At 62.1% G+C, this 21,501-nt stretch carries 20 protein-coding genes; 18 read left to right on the top strand and 2 right to left on the bottom strand.

The annotated features are described in order from the left end of the window. Window positions 1–115: 115 nt before the first annotated feature. Window positions 116–1,705: a flagellar hook-length control protein FliK gene (locus tag DL1_RS07240; protein WP_038064311.1), complete on the top strand. Its 1,590-nt coding sequence runs from the start codon at window positions 116–118 to the stop codon at window positions 1,703–1,705. A gap of 9 nt (window positions 1,706–1,714) precedes the next feature. Further along, window positions 1,715–2,392, top strand: coding sequence for a flagellar hook capping FlgD N-terminal domain-containing protein (locus DL1_RS07235; RefSeq protein WP_038064310.1), 678 nt, complete (start codon window positions 1,715–1,717; stop codon window positions 2,390–2,392). Here DL1_RS07235 and ubiB read toward each other — a convergent pair. Together ubiB and ubiE are read right to left on the bottom strand one after the other, a co-directional pair. Further along, a complete protein-coding gene (ubiB, locus tag DL1_RS07230; protein ID WP_038064308.1) occupies window positions 2,389–3,918 on the bottom strand; it encodes a 2-polyprenylphenol 6-hydroxylase in 1,530 nt (509 codons plus the stop codon). The genes DL1_RS07235 and ubiB overlap by 4 nt on opposite strands. Then, window positions 3,919–4,671, bottom strand: coding sequence for a bifunctional demethylmenaquinone methyltransferase/2-methoxy-6-polyprenyl-1,4-benzoquinol methylase UbiE (gene ubiE / locus DL1_RS07225; protein ID WP_038064306.1), 753 nt, complete (start codon window positions 4,669–4,671; stop codon window positions 3,919–3,921). It abuts the gene before it with no gap. Between the two features lie 88 nt (window positions 4,672–4,759). On the opposite strand from ubiE, the gene mutM reads away from it, so the two are divergent. The 16 genes from mutM to DL1_RS07145 all read left to right on the top strand — a co-directional run bounded on the left by mutM (window position 4,760) and on the right by DL1_RS07145 (window position 21,257). Further along, window positions 4,760–5,605, top strand: coding sequence for a bifunctional DNA-formamidopyrimidine glycosylase/DNA-(apurinic or apyrimidinic site) lyase (gene mutM / locus DL1_RS07220; protein WP_038064303.1), 846 nt, complete (start codon window positions 4,760–4,762; stop codon window positions 5,603–5,605). A gap of 87 nt (window positions 5,606–5,692) precedes the next feature. Further along, the gene (locus DL1_RS07215; protein ID WP_038064301.1) at window positions 5,693–6,469 is read left to right on the top strand and encodes an enoyl-CoA hydratase; all 777 of its coding nucleotides are present in this window, start codon (window positions 5,693–5,695) and stop codon (window positions 6,467–6,469) included. 196 nt (window positions 6,470–6,665) lie between these two features. Next, the gene (gene rpsT / locus DL1_RS07210; protein ID WP_038064298.1) at window positions 6,666–6,932 is read left to right on the top strand and encodes a 30S ribosomal protein S20; all 267 of its coding nucleotides are present in this window, start codon (window positions 6,666–6,668) and stop codon (window positions 6,930–6,932) included. Window positions 6,933–7,413: 481 nt separating this feature from the next. Next, a complete protein-coding gene (gene dnaA, locus DL1_RS07205; protein ID WP_038064296.1) occupies window positions 7,414–8,787 on the top strand; it encodes a chromosomal replication initiator protein DnaA in 1,374 nt (457 codons plus the stop codon). A 115-nt stretch (window positions 8,788–8,902) separates the two neighbouring features. After that, the gene (dnaN, locus tag DL1_RS07200; protein WP_038064294.1) at window positions 8,903–10,021 is read left to right on the top strand and encodes a DNA polymerase III subunit beta; all 1,119 of its coding nucleotides are present in this window, start codon (window positions 8,903–8,905) and stop codon (window positions 10,019–10,021) included. A gap of 40 nt (window positions 10,022–10,061) precedes the next feature. Then, entirely contained in the window at window positions 10,062–11,120 is a 1,059-nt protein-coding gene (gene recF / locus DL1_RS07195) for a DNA replication/repair protein RecF (protein ID WP_038064291.1), read from the top strand. Next, window positions 11,117–11,542 (top strand): VOC family protein, encoded by a 426-nt coding sequence (locus tag DL1_RS07190; protein WP_038064289.1) that lies wholly within the window; start codon window positions 11,117–11,119, stop codon window positions 11,540–11,542. The genes recF and DL1_RS07190 overlap by 4 nt, the downstream gene beginning before the upstream one ends. Continuing rightward, on the top strand, window positions 11,542–12,162 hold the full coding sequence (locus DL1_RS07185) for a LysE family translocator (RefSeq protein ID WP_038064495.1): 621 nt from the start codon (window positions 11,542–11,544) through the stop codon (window positions 12,160–12,162). The genes DL1_RS07190 and DL1_RS07185 overlap by 1 nt, the downstream gene beginning before the upstream one ends. Window positions 12,163–12,244: 82 nt before the next feature. Further along, a complete protein-coding gene (gene gyrB / locus DL1_RS07180; protein ID WP_038064288.1) occupies window positions 12,245–14,698 on the top strand; it encodes a DNA topoisomerase (ATP-hydrolyzing) subunit B in 2,454 nt (817 codons plus the stop codon). A gap of 639 nt (window positions 14,699–15,337) precedes the next feature. After that, entirely contained in the window at window positions 15,338–16,285 is a 948-nt protein-coding gene (gene bioB / locus DL1_RS07175; RefSeq protein ID WP_051693415.1) for a biotin synthase BioB, read from the top strand. Then, complete coding sequence (locus DL1_RS07170; protein WP_038064286.1) at window positions 16,282–17,415, top strand: 8-amino-7-oxononanoate synthase; 1,134 nt, start codon at window positions 16,282–16,284, stop codon at window positions 17,413–17,415. Before bioB ends, DL1_RS07170 begins: the two co-directional genes overlap by 4 nt. Beyond that, entirely contained in the window at window positions 17,412–18,032 is a 621-nt protein-coding gene (gene bioD, locus DL1_RS07165; protein WP_038064284.1) for a dethiobiotin synthase, read from the top strand. The genes DL1_RS07170 and bioD overlap by 4 nt, the downstream gene beginning before the upstream one ends. Beyond that, the gene (bioA, locus tag DL1_RS07160) at window positions 18,029–19,297 is read left to right on the top strand and encodes an adenosylmethionine--8-amino-7-oxononanoate transaminase (protein ID WP_038064281.1); all 1,269 of its coding nucleotides are present in this window, start codon (window positions 18,029–18,031) and stop codon (window positions 19,295–19,297) included. The genes bioD and bioA overlap by 4 nt, the downstream gene beginning before the upstream one ends. Beyond that, the gene (locus DL1_RS07155; RefSeq protein ID WP_038064279.1) at window positions 19,297–19,893 is read left to right on the top strand and encodes a pimeloyl-ACP methyl esterase BioG family protein; all 597 of its coding nucleotides are present in this window, start codon (window positions 19,297–19,299) and stop codon (window positions 19,891–19,893) included. The genes bioA and DL1_RS07155 overlap by 1 nt, the downstream gene beginning before the upstream one ends. Beyond that, window positions 19,890–20,651 carry a methyltransferase domain-containing protein gene (locus tag DL1_RS07150; RefSeq protein ID WP_051693403.1) on the top strand — a complete coding sequence of 254 codons (762 nt, stop codon included), beginning with the start codon at window positions 19,890–19,892 and terminating at the stop codon, window positions 20,649–20,651. Before DL1_RS07155 ends, DL1_RS07150 begins: the two co-directional genes overlap by 4 nt. 42 nt (window positions 20,652–20,693) lie before the next feature. Then, the gene (locus DL1_RS07145) at window positions 20,694–21,257 is read left to right on the top strand and encodes a GntR family transcriptional regulator (RefSeq protein WP_245739606.1); all 564 of its coding nucleotides are present in this window, start codon (window positions 20,694–20,696) and stop codon (window positions 21,255–21,257) included. Window positions 21,258–21,501: the final 244 nt, after the last annotated feature.

Below are 21,501 nucleotides of genomic sequence, written 5' to 3'. Positions count from 1 at the left end.
AGAAGCGTTCGCTGCCGAGGGTCGGGACTTGCGGAAGCCCACCTCCGCACAGCCAGACGGACGCGGTGGCGCGCGCGAGTTCGGACCGTCAGGGCCTAGAGCTCAGGCACATGAGGTGCTGGCGACCAAGGACACCGACGCAAAACTGCCGACGTCCGACGAAGTCGCGGCCCAGTTTCTGCCAGAGGGGGATGAGGAAACTCCTCTGTCCGAGCTCGAAGAGGAGACTGAAACAGCAGATCCGGCCATGCCCGACCTCGCCGTCGCATCCGAAGCGTTCCAACACCGCGCAGAGCCCGCAAGCGACAGGGTTTTGACCTCTGCAGCAGCGCTCGAAACGGCGATGCGGGGATCATCGACTTTGCCGATTGGCACTGGCGATGGCGGCCCGAACATGCACGACCTCGCGCCGCAAATCGGCACGGGCGCGATGACGGTGCCGCAAAAATCTGACCCCGCCCAAAGCACTGGGACCGCCGCTGAACCGGAGTTCGTCATAGGACAGCCGAAACCCGCATCCGACGCGGCGAAGGAACAGCCAACAGTACAGCTCCGCTCGACAGCACAGATTGAACAGGATTCAGGCAATATCATCGCAACGCGCGGAGCTGAACGCGCTCAGACGGGCACCATTGCGGACGCAACCTTGAAGGCACAGGCGCAAGAGCCTGCGGAACCCGATGCGCCGCCACCGAGGCACGCAGCGCCAGGCACAGAGCCAATCCGCCGCGCGCAGCAATCAACTGACCTGACCCCTGAAATCCCTGACAAGCAGCTACCTTCCGCTGCGGATACCACGTCCACCGCGCGCGCGACCAAGACCGCGACTCTCGAGATTCGCGACATCTCCGCCCCACCTGAGGCGGGTGCTCCGAAACGGGAAGATCACAACGCGGTTCAACCGCTTGCGTCCGCGACACATCGCACGCAGTTTTCTCCGGTGACGCCTAATGCATCGGTCCAAGCTGCGCCGCGACTCGTTCCGCCAGTGGCGCCGGCGAACCGCGATCCTGAAGCGCAGCGCAGTGCAGCTTTGGGGAGCCCGACTGAGATATCGACAGCCGCCCTCCCCATTGCCCCGCCGAGCACAAGCGCAGCCGCCAATACTCAGACGCCTTTCTTCACGGCGAATCAGCCGCCGCCCGCGTCCGGTCTGATCGGGGTCGCAGATCAAGATGCCCTGAGCGCACCGATCGAGAACGATCCTGCGGCGGAGCTTGATATCCCGCGCGAGCACAGCCTGCAGGCACCGGGCGGCGCGGCGCTGCGCCATGACGCGCCCCAAAACTCAGCGATCACTGGCGCACATGCGCAATTGATCAGTCGACAGGTGACAACGGCCATCGCACAGATGCCCGACCGGCCCGTAGAGATTGCTCTATCGCCGGAAGAATTGGGGCGCGTGCGTCTGGTTTTGCATGCAGGCGATCATGGAATGGTCGTTACCGTTCAGGCAGAGCGGCCCGAAACGCTCGACCTGATGCGACGAAATATCGAGATGCTGGCAGATGACATGCGGGATCTCGGTTATAGCGATGTCAGCTTTCAGTTCGGTGATCATCCGCAAAACCCGCGCGATGAGACCCAAGCGACCGGGTTCGACGCCCCAGGTCCAGAGCCAGAGCCCGACATGAGCCCACGCATCATCGACGCCACCCCGATCATGCCCGCGACAGGTAGCACCAGCCTTGATCTGCGTTTCTAGGAGCAAACCATGACGACGATTCCCGCCACAGGCGCATCGCAATCGACGAGCGCATCGAGCAATGCTGAAAAGCCAGCCAAGGAGGCCACTCCGCAGATCAGTGCTGATTTCGAGACGTTTCTGACGATGCTGACAGTTCAGATGAAGAACCAAGATCCGCTCAATCCCATCGAAAGCACGGATTATGCGGTTCAGCTCGCGACGTTTTCCGGTGTGGAGCAACAGGTCAAGACCAACGACTTGATCGCAAACCTTGCCACACACATGAATGCGTCGGGTATGTCAGGTCTGGCGGGCTGGGTCGGGATGGAGGCGCGTGCCGCAGCCCCGGCTTGGTTCGATGGGGCCGAACCGGTTTCTCTGGCCCCCAAACCCGCCACGGGCGCGGATCAAGTCGTGCTAGTGGTGCGCGATGCAGATGGGACAGAGGTCTCGCGCGAAGCAATCGCACCGACCTCCGATCCCTTGCAGTGGTCCGGGACCACTGCAAATGGCGACAGCTTCCCCGCAGGTCTCTACAGTTTTTCGCTCGAAAGCTATAAAGACGAGACGCTTTTGAGCACGAAAACCGTCGAAACCTATGGCCGCGTAACCGAGGCGCAGCTTGGCGCAAGCGGCCCCGAACTGATCCTTCAGGGCGGTGCGCGTGTGATGGCAAGTGAAGTTTCGGCGCTGCGCGAGGCTTAAAGGACCTCGCCCAGCAAAAACCCAATCACCAGAAGGGCAACGCCGCCCGCTCCCAGAAGAACGTAACGCCAGCGCGGCGTCTCAGGCGGTTTCGGCGGCGGCTCGGTCTGGCGCCGGATCGCCGCCTTCAGCAGATCCGGCAGCTCTGGTCCGAACCGCGCAATCACCTGCATCGTGCGGCGCAGATCGCGCATGGCGGCCCGCGGCCCGAGGTTTTCGCGGATATATTTCTCGACGACCGGCTGGGCAACTTCCCAGATATTGATCGACGGGTGCAGCGACCGCGCCACGCCCTCGACAACGACCATTGTGCGTTGCAGCAAGATCAGCTCGGTGCGCGTCGGCATCCCGAATCGCTCGGTCACCTCGAACAGATAAGATAGAAGCCGCGCCATCGAGATATGCGCCGCGTCCATGCCAAAGATCGGCTCGCCCACCGCGCGGAGTGCCAGCGCGAATTCCTCGACATCCTGATCGGCGGGCACATAGCCCGCTTCAAAATGCACCTCTGCCACACGCTTATAGTCGCGCTGAATGAACCCCATCAGGATCTCGGCATAGACCCGGCGGGTATAGACATCGATCTGCCCCATGATCCCGAAATCATAGGCCAGAATGTCGCCATTTTCGGCAACCTTGAGGTTCCCGTGATGCATGTCTGCATGGAAGTAGCCGTCGCGCAGCGCGTGGTTCAGGAAGATCTGCAACACATGCGCGCCCAGTGCCTCAACATCATGGCCCGCCTCGATCAGCGCGGGCCTGTCACCCATCGGCAACCCTTCGGCCCAGTCCAGCACCATCACCCGGCGCGCGGATAGATGCCACACGGGTTGGGGCACCTTGAAGCCCGCATCCTGAGTCGTATTCGCGCCGAATTGCGATGCGGCCGCAGATTCGAGACGCAGGTCCAACTCGCCCAAAACCACCGATTCAAAATGCTTCACCACCTCGGTCGGGCGCAGGCGCCGCGAGGCGGGCGACAGCCGTTCGATCATGCCTGCGGCAAAATGGAAGGCATCGAGATCGCGCCGGAAGGCCCGTTCGATCCCGGGGCGCAGCACTTTCACGGCGACCTTCTCGCCCGTATCGGCGCGCCGCGCGGCGTGAACCTGCGCAATCGAAGCCGCCGCGACCGGCTCGGAAAACGACATGAACAACGTGTCAGCCGGGGTGCCCAGCTCTTGCTCGACCATACGCTTGGCAATCGCGGTATCGAAAGGCGGCAGCTTGTCCTGAAGCACCCGAAGCTGATCGGCGAGTTCCTCGCCCACCACGTCAGGCCGCGTCGAGAGGACCTGACCGAATTTGATATAGGCCGGGCCGAGGGCGGTAATCGCGCGGGTCACCGGCGGCAGGCTCTCATCCCCCTTGTAGCCCAGCCAAGCGAACGGCCAGCTCAGCGCATAGGCCACCGCGCGCAATCGCGGCGGCGCGTCGATCGCCTCAAGCGCCTGATGCATCGCCCGCGAGCGCACGAAGGTGGCGCCCGTACGGATCAGCCTCCAGATATTATGGGGTCCCCGCATTCAGAGCTTCCAGCCCGAATGCAGCGCTGCGATCCCGAACGACAGGTTGCGATAGCTCACATTGCCAAAGCCCGCATCGCGGATCAGCCCGGCAAACCGCTCCTGATCGGGGAATTTGCGGATCGACTCGACGAGATACTGGTAGCTGTCACGGTCGCCCGCGACCAGCTCTCCCATTTTCGGGATCACGTTGAAAGAATAGAGGTCATAAGCCTTTTGCATCAACTCGTTCGGAATTTGCGAAAACTCCAGAACCATGAGACGACCGCCGGGCCGCAGTACCCGGTAAGCTTCTGAGAGAGCGTCGGGGATACGCGTTACATTCCGAATGCCGAAAGAGATCGTGTAGGCGTCAAAGCTGTTATCGGCGAAAGGCAGCGCCATCGCATCGCCCACCACCCAGTCAAGGCTCTCGGCCATGCTTTCGGCCTCGGCGCGCTTGCGGCCCTCGACCAGCATCGATTCCGTCATGTCACACACGGTCGCATGGGCCGAGCCCGCGCGATTGAGGAAGCGGAAGGCCACGTCGCCCGTCCCGCCCGCGACGTCGAGCAACTTCTGGCCAGAGCGCGGCACAAGCCAATCCATCATCGCATCTTTCCAGACCCGGTGAATGCCGACACTCATCAGGTCATTCATGATGTCGTATTTAGAGGCCACCCGCGAAAAGACACCGTGGACCATCCCGGCCTTGGCGTCCTCATCAACGGTCTGATAGCCGAAATGTGTGGTCTTGGAATTTTCTGCGCTCATGATATCGCTTCTGCGCCCTTGCCGATCGGGAAATCTCTCCCTTCTTATAGGGGCCCGCCCAGCCATTACAATGCGACAGGAGTGATCAATGCCCGAACTTCCCGAGGTCGAAACGGTCCGACGTGGACTCGCCCCGGCGATGGAGGGCACCCGGATCGCACGCGCCGAGGTGAACCGCCCCGATTTGCGCTGGCCCCTGCCCGAACAAATGGCAGAACGGCTGACCGGCGCGAAGGTCGAACGCTTGCGGCGCCGTTCCAAATATATCCTTGCGGATCTCGATACCGGGGAGAGCCTTTTGATCCATCTTGGGATGTCAGGGCGAATGATGGTGTCGGGCGTGATGCTGGGCGATTTCCACCTCGATCACCCAGCGCCCCTCAAGCATGATCACGTTGTCCTGCACATGGATGGCGGCGCGCGCGTGACCTTTAACGATGCCCGCCGCTTCGGCGCGATGGATCTGGTGCGCACCGACCGCGAGGCGGCGCATTGGCTTCTGGCCGGTCTCGGACCGGAACCATTCGGCAATGACTTCCACGAAAACTACCTGATCAATGCCCTCAAAACCCGCGCCACGCCGATAAAATCGGCACTTCTTGATCAGCATGTCGTGGCCGGTCTGGGAAATATCTATGTCTGCGAAGTGCTGCACCGCGCCGGGATCGATCCGCGCCGGCAAGCCAGACGGATTGCGGCGAAACGTCTTGCCCAGCTTGTTCCGATCATCCGTCAGGTGCTGAGCGAGGCGATCACCGCCGGCGGCTCGAGCCTGCGCGACCATCGCCAAGCCGATGGAGAACTTGGATATTTTCAGCACACCTTCCGCGTCTACGACCGCGAGGACACGCCTTGCGTCACTTGCGGGACGACAATCCGGCGCATCGTGCAATCGGGGCGCTCCACCTTCTTTTGCCCCTCCTGTCAGAAATGACGTTGCGCGCCAGAGGGAACAAGATGCTTGATCTACCCCTCTCACCTGATAGGACTCGCGTTCAAAGATAAGGAAAGGCAAGACCGAATGGCCTACCAGACCCTGATCGTCGAGATCGAGGATTACGTCGCCCTCATCCGGCTCAACCGCCCTGATGCATTGAACGCCCTGAACGCCCAATTGCTGGGTGAATTGGCGGATGCGCTCAAATCTGCGGATGAGAATGACAAGGTGCGCTGCATCGTCATCACCGGATCGGAAAAGGCCTTCGCGGCAGGCGCCGACATCAAGGAGATGGCGGAAAAGTCTTTCGTCGACATGTTCTCCTCCGATTATTTCGCCAATGAATCCGAGGCGATCACGCGCACCCGCAAGCCCGTCATCGCGGCTGTTTCGGGCTATGCTCTGGGCGGAGGCTGTGAGCTGGCCTTGATGTGCGACTTCATCATCTGCTCGGAAAGCGCCAAATTCGGCCAGCCGGAGATCAACCTTGGTGTGATCGCGGGAATCGGCGGCACGCAACGCCTGACCCGCTTTGTCGGCAAGGCCAAGGCGATGGATATGCACCTCACGGGACGCTTCATGGATGCCGCCGAAGCCGAGCGTTCAGGCCTCGTGAGCCGCGTCGTGCCCAATGCCAAGCTGATCGCTGAAGCCAAAGCCGCCGCCTCCAAGATCGCCGAGAAATCGACCCTGGCCACGATTGCCGCCAAGGAGGCCGTGAACCGCTCTTACGAGACCACGCTGCGCGAGGGCATCTTGTTTGAACGCCGCGTATTCCATGCGCTCTTTGCGACCGAAGACCAGAAAGAGGGCATGGCGGCCTTCCTCGAGAAGCGCGAGCCGCAATTTCGCGACAAGTAAGCTTGCGGAAAGCCCCCTGATCCCGCCACTTGCGCAGGTTTTGCACATAGGGGCTTTCCAACTTCGTCGTTTCATACTAATGACGCCGCTTACATGCGCGTGGAGCCCGCTCAGGCTAGAATCACTTTGGTTCGCTGGAACCGGGGCTGTCATGCGATTTTGAGATTTGAACAGACCCGGAAAGTGGGAAAACACCATGGCAAATACGCCCCAGTCCAAGAAACGCGCCCGTCAGAACGAGCGCCGTCAAGACATCAACAAAGCACGTCGCTCGCGCATCCGCACCTACCTGCGCAAAGTCGAGGAAGCGATTGCTTCGGGCGACCAAGCTGCCGCGACCGCCGCTCTGCGCGCCGCCCAGCCCGAGCTGATGCGTGGCGTCACCAAAGGCGTGGTTCACAAGAACACCGCCGCCCGTAAAATGTCGCGTCTCTCCTCGCGCGTGAAGGCCCTTTCGGCCTAATTGCCAATCGGCATTAAATTCCCGAGATTTTAAGGCGCCCACAGGGCGCCTTTTTAGTTTTTAAATAGATTTCAGATACTTGTTATAATTGTGTTGCAGTTTTGCGCAGCCCACCGAGATTCGTTTTTGAGAATCCGCCGTCAAGTGAAAAGGTCAGTTGCCTGTGCTCCTGCCAAATTGCTAGCTTCTCATTGCGATTCACGTCGCCTTGGGGGACATGACGCATTCTCGAAGTACATCGCTGGCGATAAAGTCTGCCGTAACAACGATATAACGCCAGAACGATGACTTGAAGAAATGCGACTCCGATTCGAGAGGGTTCCTAGCTCTCAGATCGGCAGCTAATGCCAGTCACCGGCAGATTTGCCGGCGGGTGAAGTATGTCCTGTTGCACGGTTCGAGCTGCTGCCAATGGCTCTTTCCGTGTCGACCCAATGGCTACGCAAAACGCGACTGATTTGTGTTTTTGATGGGCGGGACAATGACAGACGAAACCTGGGGGCAGGTCTGCAATCAGCTTCAAAGAGCGGTTGGACAGAATAATTTTACAACTTGGATTGCGCCGCTGGAGCCGGTTGGACTGACGGACGGTGTCGCGTCGTTCCACGCACCTACGAAATTCATGCGCGACTGGGTGTCGCGCAATTTCGCAGAACCGATCCTGCGCGAAATGCGCTCGGCGGGTGTGATCGTCGAACGGGTCGAAATCTCGGTCATGAAGAACACGCGTCCGGCCAACGCGGCCCCGGCGCCCACCGCGCGGCCTGCCGCATCCAGCCCGCGCCATCAGCCCCGCACGGGCTCGGAAGAGACGCTGCCCGGTGCCCCGCTCGATGCCCGCTTCACCTTCGACAATTTCGTCGTCGGCAAGCCCAACGAGCTGGCCCATGCCGCCGCCAAACGTGTGGCCGAGGGTGGCCCGGTCACCTTTAACCCGTTGTTTCTCTACGGTGGTGTGGGGCTCGGCAAAACCCACCTGATGCATGCGATCGCCCATGATCTGCAGGTCCAACGCCCCGATCTGCGCGTGCTCTACCTGTCCGCCGAGCAGTTCATGTATCGCTTCGTGCAAGCCCTGCGCGACAAGCAAATCATGGATTTCAAAGAGATGTTCCGCTCCATCGACGTGCTGATGGTCGATGATGTGCAGTTCATCGCGGGCAAGGAAAGCACGCAAGAAGAGTTCTTCCACACGTTCAACGCGCTGGTCGATCAGGGCAAGCAGATCGTGATCTCCGCGGATCGCGCCCCCGGCGAAATCAAGGATCTCGAAGAGCGGATCAAGTCGCGCCTGTCCTGCGGCCTCGTCGTCGACCTGCACCCGACCGATTACGAGCTGCGCCTTGGCATCTTGCAGACCAAGACCGACGGCTACCGCAACCAGTACCCCGATCTTCAGATCGCCCCCGGCGTGCTGGAGTTCCTTGCCCACCGCATCACCTCGAACGTGCGCATTCTCGAAGGCGCGCTGACGCGTCTCTTCGCCTATGCCTCGCTGATCGGGAAGGAAATCACGCTCGATCTGGCGCAGGACTGCCTCAAGGACCAGCTCCGGCAATCCGAGCGCAAGGTCACGGTCGAAGAAATCCTGCGCAAAGTGGCAGAGCACTACAATGTGCGCCTGTCCGATCTTGTCGGCCCCAAGCGGCTGCGCGCCATCGCCCGGCCCCGTCAGGTCGCGATGTTCCTGTCGAAATCGCTGACCACCCGCTCCCTGCCCGATATCGGGCGGCGGTTCGGTGGCCGTGATCACACGACGATCATGCATGGAATTCGCAAGATCGAGGAGCTGCGTGCGTCCGATACGCAACTTGCCGAAGATATCGACCTGTTGCGGCGGCTTCTGGAAAGCTGATTTCCGGGCGCGGGCTTGACGCTCCGGCCAAAGCAACAGAATGTCTCGGAAAATCTATTGTGCCGGCGCGGTGAGGTGCTACGTTGCCTCCCCCGGATACTCATGAGGGATCGACATGAAATTCAGCATTGAACGCGCTGTGCTCCTCAAGGCCGTTTCGCAAGCCCAGTCCGTCGTGGAGCGCCGCAACACGATCCCGATCCTTGCCAACGTGCTGATCGAAGCCGAGGGCGACACGGTTCAGTTCCGCGCGACCGATCTCGATATCGAGGTGGTCGACAAGGCCAATGCGCAGGTCGAACGGGCGGGCGCCACCACCGTCTCGGCGCTGATGCTGCATGAAATCGTGCGCAAACTGCCCGATGGTGCGCTGGTCTCGATCGCGGATGATCCCGCGGCAGGCCGTCTCAGCGTGCAGGCGGGGCGCTCGAGCTTCAACCTCGCGACGCTGCCCAAAGAAGATTTCCCGGTCATGGCCTCGTCGGAATATGCGGCGAATTTCGTGGCCAAGGCAGGCGTGCTCAAGCGCCTCTTCGACAAATCGAAATTCGCGATCTCAACCGAAGAGACCCGCTACTACCTCAACGGCGTCTATATGCATGTGGCGACCGGCGAAGAGGGTCAGATGCTGCGCTGCGTGGCGACCGATGGTCACCGGCTGGCGCGGATCGACGCCGCCCTGCCCGAGGGCGCATCGGAGATGCCCGGCGTTATCGTTCCGCGCAAGACCGTGGGCGAGCTGCGCAAACTGCTCGATGACGAAGATCAGGATATCGCGGTGTCGGTCTCGGAAACCAAGGTGCGTTTTGCCACCCCTGTGATCACGCTGACCTCCAAGGTCATCGACGGCACCTTCCCCGACTACACCCGTGTGATTCCGGTTGGAAACACCCGTCAGCTTGAAGTCGACGCAAAGGAATTCGCCAAGGCCGTGGACCGTGTGGCCACGGTATCCTCGGAACGCTCGCGCGCGGTAAAGCTGACGCTTGAGGCCGACAAGCTGGTGCTCTCGGTCAACGCCCCAGATGCGGGTGCCGCCGAAGAAGAGCTGGTCGTCGCCTATAATGACGAACCGCTGGAAATCGGCTTCAACGCCAAATATCTGCAAGAGATCGCCGATCAGGTGGACCGTGAAAACGCGGTGTTCCTGTTCAACTCTTCGGGCGATCCGACGCTGATGCGCGAGGGTGGCGACACGTCGGCGGTCTATGTCGTGATGCCGATGCGCGTGTGAGCGCAGGGCTCTTTTTCTTCCATCAGGACATCGAGGCGCGATGCTGCGGGATCTGACGCTTTTGCAGTTCCGCTCGCATCGTCGCGCGCAGGTCGCCTTTGACGGGCGGCCTTTGGCGATTTTTGGCCCCAACGGCGCGGGCAAGACGAACCTGCTTGAGGCCGTCTCGCTGCTCTCGCCCGGGCGGGGCCTGCGCCGCGCGCAGTCGGATGAGCTGATGCGGCGCGCCGAGGCGGTTGGCTGGAAGCTGCGCGCCACAACCGACGCCCATGAGATCGAGACCTCAGCCCTGCCCGGCGAGCCGCGCCGCGTCGAGATCGACGGCAAATCCGCGCCACAGATCGCCTTGGCACAGATCCTGCGCGTGCTCTGGCTGATCCCCGCGATGGACCGGCTTTGGATCGAGGGCGCCGAGGGGCGCCGCCGCTTTCTCGACCGCATGGTCATGAGCTTTGTGCCGCGTCATGCCGAGGTGACGCTCGCCTATGACAAAGCGATGCGCGAGCGCAACCGGCTGCTCAAGGACATGGTGCGCGATCCGACGTGGTATCATGCGCTCGAGGTGCAGATGGCCGAGGCCGCAGGCGCGATCCGGGCCAATCGGGCCGAGGCGCTGATCCGCATCGCACACGCGCAAGACGGCTCGGCCACCGCCTTTCCCGCAGCCACACTGACGCTGGAAAACGAAGGCCCCGAGGATCTTGCCGCAGCGCTTGATGCCAACCGCCCGCGCGACATGGCGGCGGGCCGCACGCTCGAAGGTCCCCACCGTGCCGATCTGCAAGCGATCTATGCCGAAAAGGACGCCCCCGCCGCACAATGCTCGACAGGCGAGCAAAAGGCGCTGCTGATCTCGTTGATCCTCGCCAATGCGCGCGCCCTGCGGGGCGAAGATGTCGTCTTGCTGCTCGACGAGGTCGCAGCCCATCTGGATTCCGCCCGCCGGGCGGCGCTTTATGACGAGATCTGCGCGCTCGACGCTCAGGTGCTGATGACCGGCACCGGGGCGGAGCTGTTCGACAGTCTCGGCGCGCGCGGACAGTATATCGAGGTGACGGAGGGGCCCGAGGGCTCGCAGACACAGGAGACTTCCCCATGAGCTACCCCGTTCAGCGCGTCACCCTGATCACCTTGGGCGTCGCAGACCTCGCGCGTGCCAAGGCGTTTTACGCAGCGCTTGGCTGGCAGCCCGCGCAGGAGGAGGAAGCCATCGCCTTCTACCAGATGAACGGGCTTGTGCTCGGACTGTTCGGGCGGGCGGATCTGGCCCAAGATCAAAACCGCCCAGAGACAGAGCTGGGCACCGGCGCGATGACACTGGCGCAGAATTTCGCCTCTCCCGAGGATGTAGATCAGGCGTTCGCGCGCGCGATCGAGGCGGGAGCGAAGACCCTGAAGCAGCCAGAGAAGGTCTTTTGGGGCGGCTATTCGGGCTATTATGCCGATCCTGACGGGCATGTCTGGGAACTGGCGCATAACCCGTTCTGGCCGCTGGCTGAAGACGGGAACCTGACGCTGTGATCACACTGACTTTTGCGCAGACTTCGCTCTATGCGGGCGCGCTTGTCGTCCTGTTCATGACCCCCGGCCCGGTTTGGCTCGCCCTGCTGGCGCGCGGCATGTCGGGCGGCTTTGCAGCGGCTTGGCCGCTGGCCTTGGGCGTGACCGTGGGCGACATCCTCTGGCCTGCGCTCGCCATCCTCGGCGTGTCTTGGCTGGTGCAGGAGTTTTCCTATTTCCTGATCGTTCTGCGCTGGGTCGCGGTGGCGGTGTTCGTCGTGATGGGGATTTTGCTCATCCGCCATGCCGAGATGAAGATCAGCCAGGATTCCCGCCTCACACGGCCCGGGAAATGGGCGGGGTTTATCGCCGGCCTGATCGTGATCATCGGCAACCCCAAGGCGATCTTGTTCTACATGGGCATCCTGCCGGGCTTCTTCCCGATTGCCACGATGACATGGGCCGATATCGCGCTGGTGAGCCTGATTTCCGCCATCGTGCCGCTGGCCGGAAACCTCGTTCTCGCAAGCTTCGTGGACCGGATCCGAAACTTCGTGGCCAGCCGTGGAAAGCTGGCGCGACTCAACCGGATCGCAGGCGCGCTGATGATCGCCGTGGGCGTGCTGATCGCATTCACTTGAGCCCAGTAAAACTTGTGTCGCGGGCGTGACATTGCCCGCCCTGTAGCCTATAAAATCCACAGATAAATAAGGACGGGCGGGCATGGCCGAAAATATTCCGAACAACAACAGTTACGGCGCCAATTCTATCAAGGTTCTCAAAGGCTTGGAGGCCGTGCGCAAGCGGCCCGGCATGTATATCGGCGACACCGATGACGGCTCGGGTCTGCATCACATGGTCTATGAGGTCGTTGATAACGGGATCGATGAAGCGCTGGCCGGTCACGCCGACTACGTCACGGTCAAAATTCACGCCGACAGCTCGGTCTCGGTGCGCGATAACGGGCGCGGGATTCCGGTCGACATGCACGAGGAAGAGGGCGTCTCGGCGGCCGAGGTCATCATGACCCAGTTGCATGCAGGCGGCAAATTCAACAACACCGATACCGACGGCAATGCCTATAAGGTTTCGGGCGGTCTGCACGGCGTGGGTGTATCCGTGGTCAACGCGCTTTCGGATTGGCTTGAGCTGACAGTCTGGCGCGACGACAAGATCTATCAGGCCCGGTTCGAGCATGGCGAATGCGTCGAGCATGTGCACGTCGTCGGCGATGCGCCCGGCGAAAAGGGCACGCAGGTCCGGTTCATGGCCTCCAACAAAGAGACCGACCCCGAAGAGGGGACATTCTCGAACCTCGATTACAGCTTCACTACGCTTGAAAAGCGCCTGCGTGAACTGGCCTTCCTGAATTCCGGCGTGCGCATCCTGATCGAGGATGAGCGCCCCGCCGAGCCGCTGCATGTCGAGCTGCATTATGACGGCGGCGTGCGCGAATTCGTGAAATATCTCGACCGGTCCAAGACCTCTGTGATGCCCGAGCCGATCTACATGGTCGGCGAGGTGCGCGGCATCGGTGTTGAGGTCGCGCTGTGGTGGAACGACAGCTACCACGAGACGGTTCTGCCCTTCACCAACAACATCCCGCAGCGCGACGGCGGCACCCATATGGCGGGCTTCCGCGCCGCGTTGACGCGCACCATCACGAAATACGCGCAGGAAAGCGGCATCGCCAAGCGCGAGAAGGTCGATTTCACTGGCGATGACGCCCGCGAAGGCCTCACCTGCGTACTTTCGGTCAAAGCGCCCGACCCGAAATTCTCGAGCCAGACCAAGGACAAGCTGGTCTCTTCCGAGGTCCGGCCCGCGGTCGAGAACCTCGTGAACCAGAAGCTCGCTGAATGGTTCGAGGAAAACCCAACCGAGGCCAAGCAGATCGTCGGAAAGATCGTCGAGGCGGCGCTGGCCCGCGAAGCGGCCCGCAAAGCACGCGAACTAACCCGTCGCAAAACCGCGATGGACGTGGCCTCCCTGCCCGGCAAACTCGCCGATTGTCAGGAGAAAGACCCTGCCCTCTCCGAAGTCTTCCTCGTCGAGGGGGACTCCGCTGGCGGTTCGGCCAAACAGGGCCGCGAACGCAAGAACCAAGCTGTGCTGCCGCTGCGCGGTAAGATCCTCAATGTCGAGCGGGCGCGCTTCGACCGGATGCTTGGCTCGGATCAGATCGGCACGCTCATCACAGCACTCGGCACCGGCATTGGCCGCGACGAGTTCAACATCGACAAACTGCGCTACCACAAGATCGTCATCATGACCGATGCTGACGTCGACGGCGCACACATCCGCACGCTGCTGCTGACCTTCTTCTTCCGGCAGATGCCCGAGCTGATCGAGCGCGGCTATCTCTATATCGCGCAGCCGCCGCTCTATAAGGTCGCGCGCGGCAAATCCGAGGTCTACCTCAAGGACCAGACCGGGCTGGAAGATTACCTGATCGATCAGGGCGTCGACGGTGCGGTGCTGCGGCTCAATACCGGCGAAGAAATCTCGGGGCAGGATCTGCGGCGCGTCGTCGAAGAGGCCCGCTTGATCAAGCGCATCCTCGGCGCCTTCCCGACGCATTATCCGCGCCATATCCTTGAGCAAGCGGCGATCGCAGGAGCCATGGAGCCCGGCAAGCTTGATGCAAACGCACAGGGCGTCGCGGATGCAGTTGCCAATCGGCTTGATCTGGTCGCTCTGGAATATGAGCGTGGCTGGCAAGGACGTCCGACCCAGGATCATGGCCTGCGCATGACCCGCATTCTGCGCGGCGTCGAAGAGGTCCGCACGCTCGACGGTGCCGTTCTGCGCTCGGGCGAGGCCCGTCGCCTCGGTCAGCACACCGAGAGCATGAACGAGGTCTATAATCGCCCCGCCAAGCTGATGCGCAAAGAGCGCGGGATCCTCATTCACGGCCCGCTGGAACTGCTCGACGCGATCCTCAAGGAAGGCGAAAAGGGCCTCAGCCTGCAACGTTACAAAGGTCTGGGCGAGATGAACCCCGAGCAGCTTTGGGAAACCACGCTCGACCCTTCCGCCCGCACGCTCTTGCAGGTGCGTATCGAGGATGTGGCCGAGGCCGAGGATATTTTCTCCAAGCTGATGGGCGACGTCGTCGAACCGCGCCGCGAGTTCATCCAGCAAAACGCCCTGACGGTCGCAAACCTCGATTTCTAAACCGGTGTAGGGCAGCGCATAGTGTTTCGCGCTGCCCATGCGTCTTCACGACATGCCCATGAGCTTTCTTATTGGCCGCTTTGCCGTCAGTGGATGACACAGGAATTCGACTGCGCGGATTGAAGTTTTCCACGTGAAGAGATCCGAAAAATCACGCGACCGCGTCGTGCAACTTCCACTGCCCTGAACGGGTTGCGACCTGCCATTTGCTCGCGATGTCCCTTGGGAACGCCGTCACCACCATCCTGAAAATCGCCGGATTGGTGAAATGTGCCGATAGCGCGCCTTTGGGTACCGCCATCCTCGATCAGACAAAGTAGAACTCACTCTCAGCCCCTTGCGTGCTCCTTTGCCCGCAAGGCGAAGGACCGGCTTTTTCAAGACACAGCACAAGGCGGCACAAACCAGAGACCCCCAAGGGGCCCCTCTTTGCGCATCACGGCACGTTAAGTCAGATCATAGATAATAGATTGAATTTGCGACTCTCTGCGCCTCGCGCATGTTACGTTATGGATAATTTTCATTTTACTTCAAAATCTTATCTGAATCTCTCCGCGCGCAAACAATAGATTTCTTTGCAAATTGAGATATGCCGCGCCGCGTCATCTTCTGACGACCACATTCAAAAATTGGGTCGCCATGAAAGATCGAGCACACGAAATCTATAATCTTCCCCTGATGGACCTGCTGTTCCGTGCCCATGGCGTGCACAGAGCGAACTTCCATCCGAACAGGATCCAATGCGCCAAGCTGCTTTCGATAAAAACCGGGGGCTGCCCCGAGGATTGCGCCTATTGCGCGCAATCAGCGCGCAACGGCTCCGCACTCAGCGCATCGAAATTGATGGAGGTGGAGAGAGTTCTCACCGAAGCGCGCAGGGCCAAGGCGGCGGGTGCCACGCGCTACTGCATGGGGGCGGCATGGCGCTCGCCCAAGCAACGAGACATGCCCGCGGTCATCGCCATGGTCGAGGGGGTCAAGGCCATGGGGCTGGAAACCTGCATGACCCTCGGGATGCTGGACGACGAACAGGTGATGCAACTCAAGCAAGCGGGGCTCGATTACTACAACCACAACATAGACACTTCCGAGGGTTTTTATTCCTCGATCGTTTCGACCCGCAGCTTCGCCGACAGGATCAACACGCTGGAGCGCGTGCGACAGGCGGGGATCAATGTCTGCTCGGGCGGCATCTTGGGTATGGGCGAGACCAAAGACGACCGTATCAGCATGATCCAGACCCTCGCCGATCTGCCGGAGCCTCCGAAGTCCATCCCGATCAACCTGTTGATCCCGATGCCAGGCACCCCGATGGCCGACGCGCCGCCGCTCGATCCGTTCGAGCTCGTGCGGGCCATCGCGACGGCGCGGATTCTTGCGCCGAGCTCCTATGTTCGCCTTTCGGCCGGACGTAGCGCGATGTCCGACGAGTTGCAGGCGATGTGTTTCTTCGCGGGAGCCAACTCAATCTTCGTGGGCGATACGCTGCTGACCGCCGGGAACCCTGAGGACAGCAAAGACGCGAAGCTCTTTGCCCGACTCGGGCTAAAGCCTGAAGCTCTGCAAGAGATCGCGGATCAGCCATGACCCCTTATCCTCGTCACGCCTTGCGCCTCGAGCAACTCGAAGCCCGTGGGCGACTGCGTGCGCTTGCTCCCGGGAGAGGGCTCGATTTCTCATCGAACGACTATCTGGGGCTCCGCGACTCCATAGAGCTTGCCCAGAGTGTCTCGGAGGCCTTGGCACGCGGTGTCCCCGTCGGGTCCGGCGGCTCACGGCTACTGCGCGGCAATGACGCGGAATTCGAGCGGCTCGAAGCCGAAGCCGCCGCTTTCTTCGGGGCTAAAGCCTGTCTCTACATGGGCGGTGGCTTTCAGGCCAATCAGGCGCTGCTAAGCTGCCTGCCAATGAACGGCGATCTCGTCCTGCATGATGCGCTGGTCCACGCCAGCATGCATGAGGGCATGCGACTGGGATCGGCGGAGCAGCGCAGCTTTCGTCACAACGACGCACGCGACGCCGCCGCCCAGATCCGACGCTGGCGTGAGCGAGGCGGCAAAGGCCGGGTCTGGCTGGCACTGGAGACGCTCTATTCAATGGATGGCGACTTCGCACCCCTGGCGGATTTCGTTGCGATCGCCCGGAAGCATGATGCCACACTGATCCTCGACGAAGCCCATGCGACCGGCCTTTACGGCGCCAATGGCCGCGGCCTCGCGCCGAGCGATTGTGACGTGCCGATGATCGTGATCCATACCTGCGGCAAAGCGCTCGGGGCGAGCGGGGCGCTGATCTGTGCCGACAGTGTCGTCATCCGAACTCTGATCAACCGGGCCCGACCCTTCATCTATGCCACGGCGCCCTCGCCGCTGATGGCGGCCGCCGTGCGGTGCGCACTGCGTCTACTGCAAACCCAGCCGCAATGGCGAAACCATGCCGCAGCACTCCGCCAGCGCGCCCATCAAGCGGCGGAAAGCATCGGCCTGCGCCATTCCGGCAGCCAGATTTTACCGCTGATCGTCGGCGATGATCCTGCCGCTATCCGTCTCGCGCAGAGGCTGCAGGCGGCAGGGCTCGACCTGCGGGCCGTGCGCCCGCCGACGGTGCCCAGAGGCACCGCGCGGCTGCGGATATCGCTGACAGGCCGGTTGCAACCGCGCGATATCGACACCCTGTTCAGCACCCTAGCCACTCTTGCACCGGAGCTTACCCCATGACGCCACCCATCGTTGTCACCGGCACCGATACCGGCATCGGCAAGACCGTCTTCAGCGCGGCGCTGACACTGGCGCTTCAGGCAAGCTACTGGAAACCTGTGCAAGCGGGGCTGGACGAGGAAACCGACAGCGAAACCGTCGCGCGCCTGACGGGGCGACCCACCCTGCCCGAGGCGTGGCGCCTGCGCACCCCGGCCTCGCCCCATCTCGCAGCTCAACTGGACGGGGTCGAGATCGGCCCTCTGGAGCTGCCTCAAGTGACAGGCCCTCTCGTCATCGAAGGCGCGGGCGGTGCGCTGGTGCCCCTGAATGGCCCCCGTCTCTATGCCGACCAGATGGCGGAATGGGGCGCGCCCGTTATCGTCGTCGCACGCACCACGCTCGGCACGATCAATCACAGCCTGCTGACGGTCGAAGCCCTGCGGGCCCGAGATGTGCCGCTCGTTGGCATCGCCTTCGTCGGCGACGAGATGGCCGACAGTCAGGACACTATCTGTCGCATCGCGACCCTGCCGATGCTGGGCAGACTGCCCCTGATCTCCGATCTGACGATACAGACACTGCGCGATGCGGCCCAGCGGCTGGACCTTGATCGCATCGCTGGAGCGCTGCAATGACGGACATGGCTTTCGAACAGGCGCATGTCTGGCACCCTTATACCGAACGTGCCCTTCCACAGCGCCTGCATAAGATCGTCGCGGCGGAAGGAATCTGGCTGACCTGCGACGATGGACGACGGATGATCGACGCCATGTCCTCGTGGTGGGCCGTGGCCTTCGGCCATGCGCCGGCGCCACTGGTGCAGGCGCTCAAAGACCAAGCGGAGATCCTCCCGCATGTGATGTTTGCAGGCCTTACCCATCAACCCGTGATCGATCTCACCCGACACCTCGTCGCGGCCATGCCCGCCGGGCTCGATCAGATTTTCTATTCCGACAGCGGGTCGGTCTCGGTCGAGGTGGCCGTGAAAATGGCCACCCAGTCCCAGGTAAACCGAGGCAACCCCCACCGCACGGATTTCGCGACCGCGAGGGGCGGCTATCATGGCGATACGTGGAAGGCCATGAGCCTGAGCGATCCAGAGACCGGGATGCATACCCAATTCGGACGCGCTCTGCAGGCGCAGCACTTCGTCTCGCGCCCGCCGATCCCCTACGATGCGCCGTGGAGCGAGGATCCTGCGCGCAACGGGCTGGCAGAGGTCGAGACGCTGTTCCGGACCCACGGTGACCGGATCGCGGCCTTCATTATCGAACCCATCGTTCAAGGGGCCGGCGGAATGCATTTCCATCACCCGGGTTACCTGCGCGGATTGCGCGCCCTGTGCGACCACTTCGGGATCCACCTGATCTTCGACGAGATCGCCACGGGGTTCAGCCGCACGGGGGCGGATTTTGCGATGGAGACGGCGGGCGTCACCCCCGACATCCTGTGCCTCGGCAAGGCGCTCACCGGCGGTCTGATGACCCTCGCCGCGACGATCACGACCAAGGAGCTGGCCGCGAATGTCGGCGCGCTCATGCATGGCCCGACCTTCATGGCCAATCCGCTGGCCTGTGCGGTGGCCTCGGCCGCGATGGATCTCTGGAAAGGCCGCGACTGGTCCGCCCGTGCCCGCGCCATCGAGACACAGCTTGCCATCGAACTGGCCCCTGCCCGAGCCATCACCGGTGTGCGCGACTTACGTACGCTCGGTGCGATCGGCGTCATCGAGATGGATGCCCCCCTTCCGGTCGAGCGCGTGCATCAGGTCTGTGTCGAAAGCGGGGTCTGGCTGCGCCCTCTGGGACGGCTCCTTTACGCCATGCCCCCCCTGAGCATCGAACCCGACGAGTTGAGCAAAGTCACGCATGCGATGCTGACCATCACGAAAGGGCTGTGATGCAGGCGCATTGGATCAAGCAGCGGGGGCATGCCCATCTGGTATTGTTCTATTCAGGCTGGGCCACCGAAACCGCCGAAATCGCGCGTCTGGCGGGCGACAGTGACCTGTTGATCCTGAGCGATTACCGTGACGAGACCTTCGATCCAGCATGGTTGCAGAGGCATGACCGGGTCACGCTTGTCGCCTATTCGATGGGTGTGGCGGTGGCGGCGCGGCATCTGGGCAATCTGCGCCCCGATCGTGCCATTGCGATCTGCGGCTCGACCGACCCGCGCCTCACGATTGGCGAGGACATCTACGATGGCACCATTGTCGGTCTCGACCTCCGAAGCCTTGCCCGCTTCGCGCGTCGGGCGGGCTTGCCGAAGCCGCAGGCGCCCGACCTAGCTGCCCTTGGCGACGAGCTGCGCGCACTCAAGACCCGGCCCGCAGCGTCGCCCTGCGTATTCGACCGGATCATAGCGGCGCGCAAGGATCGCATCTTTCCCGCCGACGCAATGACAGCCGCCTGGCAAGGCCGTCCGATCGACTGGGTGGACACGGGCCATTTCCCGTTCGGCCACTGGCAGGACTGGCAGGAGATCACTCGATGAAAGAGCGCATCGCCGCAGGCTTCTCGCGCCATCTGGCAAGCTATGACGAGGCCGCTTCGGTGCAGGCGCAGATCGCGGCACGGCTGAGCGAACGCCTCAATCCCATCATGCCCCCAAAGCCTCGCGTGATCGAACTTGGTCATGGCACCGGCTTTCTGACCCGCCACCTCCTGCCGTTGACGCCAAAGGAGATCTGGCTCAACGACCTCGCAGCGCCGCTGCCCGACCTGCAATGGCCAGAGCAGACGCGGGTCCACGCCCTCAGGGGCGATGCAACAGAGATCGACTGGCCGGAGCGGCTCGATCTGGTTGCCTCTGCCTCAATGCTCCAATGGCTGGGCGCACCGCGCGATCTGCTTGACAAGGCGGCAGAAAACCTCGTCCCCGGCGGGCTCGTCGCCGTGACCAGTTTCGGCCCGGGGAATTTCCCGGAACTCGCGCGACTGGGACTTGCCGCTGGCGCCCCCTCCTATCGCGACGCAATAGGGCTGTGCCATGACATGCCTCGGAAGATGGAGGTGATCGCTGCGTGGGATGAGACCATCCGCCTCGAATTCGCCGATGCGCGGGCCCTGTTCGGGCATCTACGTGCGACCGGCGTCAACGGTTTGATGGGCGGGCAACTGTCGGTGCCGCGCCTGCGTCACCTGATGAAACGGATGGATCGTCAGGGACCTGTAACTTTGACCTATCGCCCGTCGTGTTGTATTGCCCGCAAGCCCGGACCTTCGGCCAGCGCGCCCCCCTCGAAAGCCTGAACCATTCCCGCCTCGCCCACGCCCGAACTGATCGCAGATGAATTGGCCCGCCGCATCATTCGTGGCGAGTTGATCGCAGGCGAACGGCTGCGGCAGGACTATGTCGCCGCCGAGTTCAACGTGAGCCATGTCCCGGTACGCGAAGCCCTGCTCAGACTTTCCGCGCGCGGGCTCGTGGTATCGCGACCCAACAAGGGGGTTCACGTCGCTCCGCTCGATCCGCTGGCCCAACGCGAGCTGAAACTGATGCGACTGGCGCTCGAACCGCTCACGCTCCTGCATTCGGTGCCCAATCTGACGCCAACGCAGGTGCGTCAGGCAGACGAGTTGCGCCAAGCCTGCGATCAGGCCTCCAATATCTACGACTGGGAAGAGCAGAACCGCGCGTTCCATATCAAGATCTACGAGGCCTGTGAAATGCCACGCCTGCTTGAATCGGTCGAGAATATGCAGAACCTCGCGGCACGCTATATCCTGGTCCACTACCGAGCGCGCTGGCGGCCTCGGATCGACAAGGACCACCATGGGATCATGAGCGCGATCCGGCGCCAAGACGCCACGTCGGCAGCCGCGATTCTGACGCGCCACCTTCAGCGGCTTAACTAAACCCGGACACCCAGAAATAGCCCGTCTCCGCTTTTTCGGCGGCGAGCGTCTCTTCCGCGACGAACTGCGACGCAACGCGATGTCCCAAAGCGGACGCGGATGAACGAGCCCTCGGAGATCCGCGACTGGGATCTGTCGACTGCATCCCCACCGTTGCGTTGTCCTGAAAAGGAAGCAACCGTGCAACACCGAGACCTAGCCAACTGCGCCAAGACGTCAGAAAGCCTCGAAGAGCCTGCCCTCC

It is taken from the genome of Thioclava dalianensis (assembly GCF_000715505.1).
In the GTDB taxonomy this organism is placed as follows: domain Bacteria; phylum Pseudomonadota; class Alphaproteobacteria; order Rhodobacterales; family Rhodobacteraceae; genus Thioclava; species Thioclava dalianensis.
Note: the sequence above shows the minus strand (reverse complement) of the source record. Positions and strands in the feature narration are given on the sequence as shown.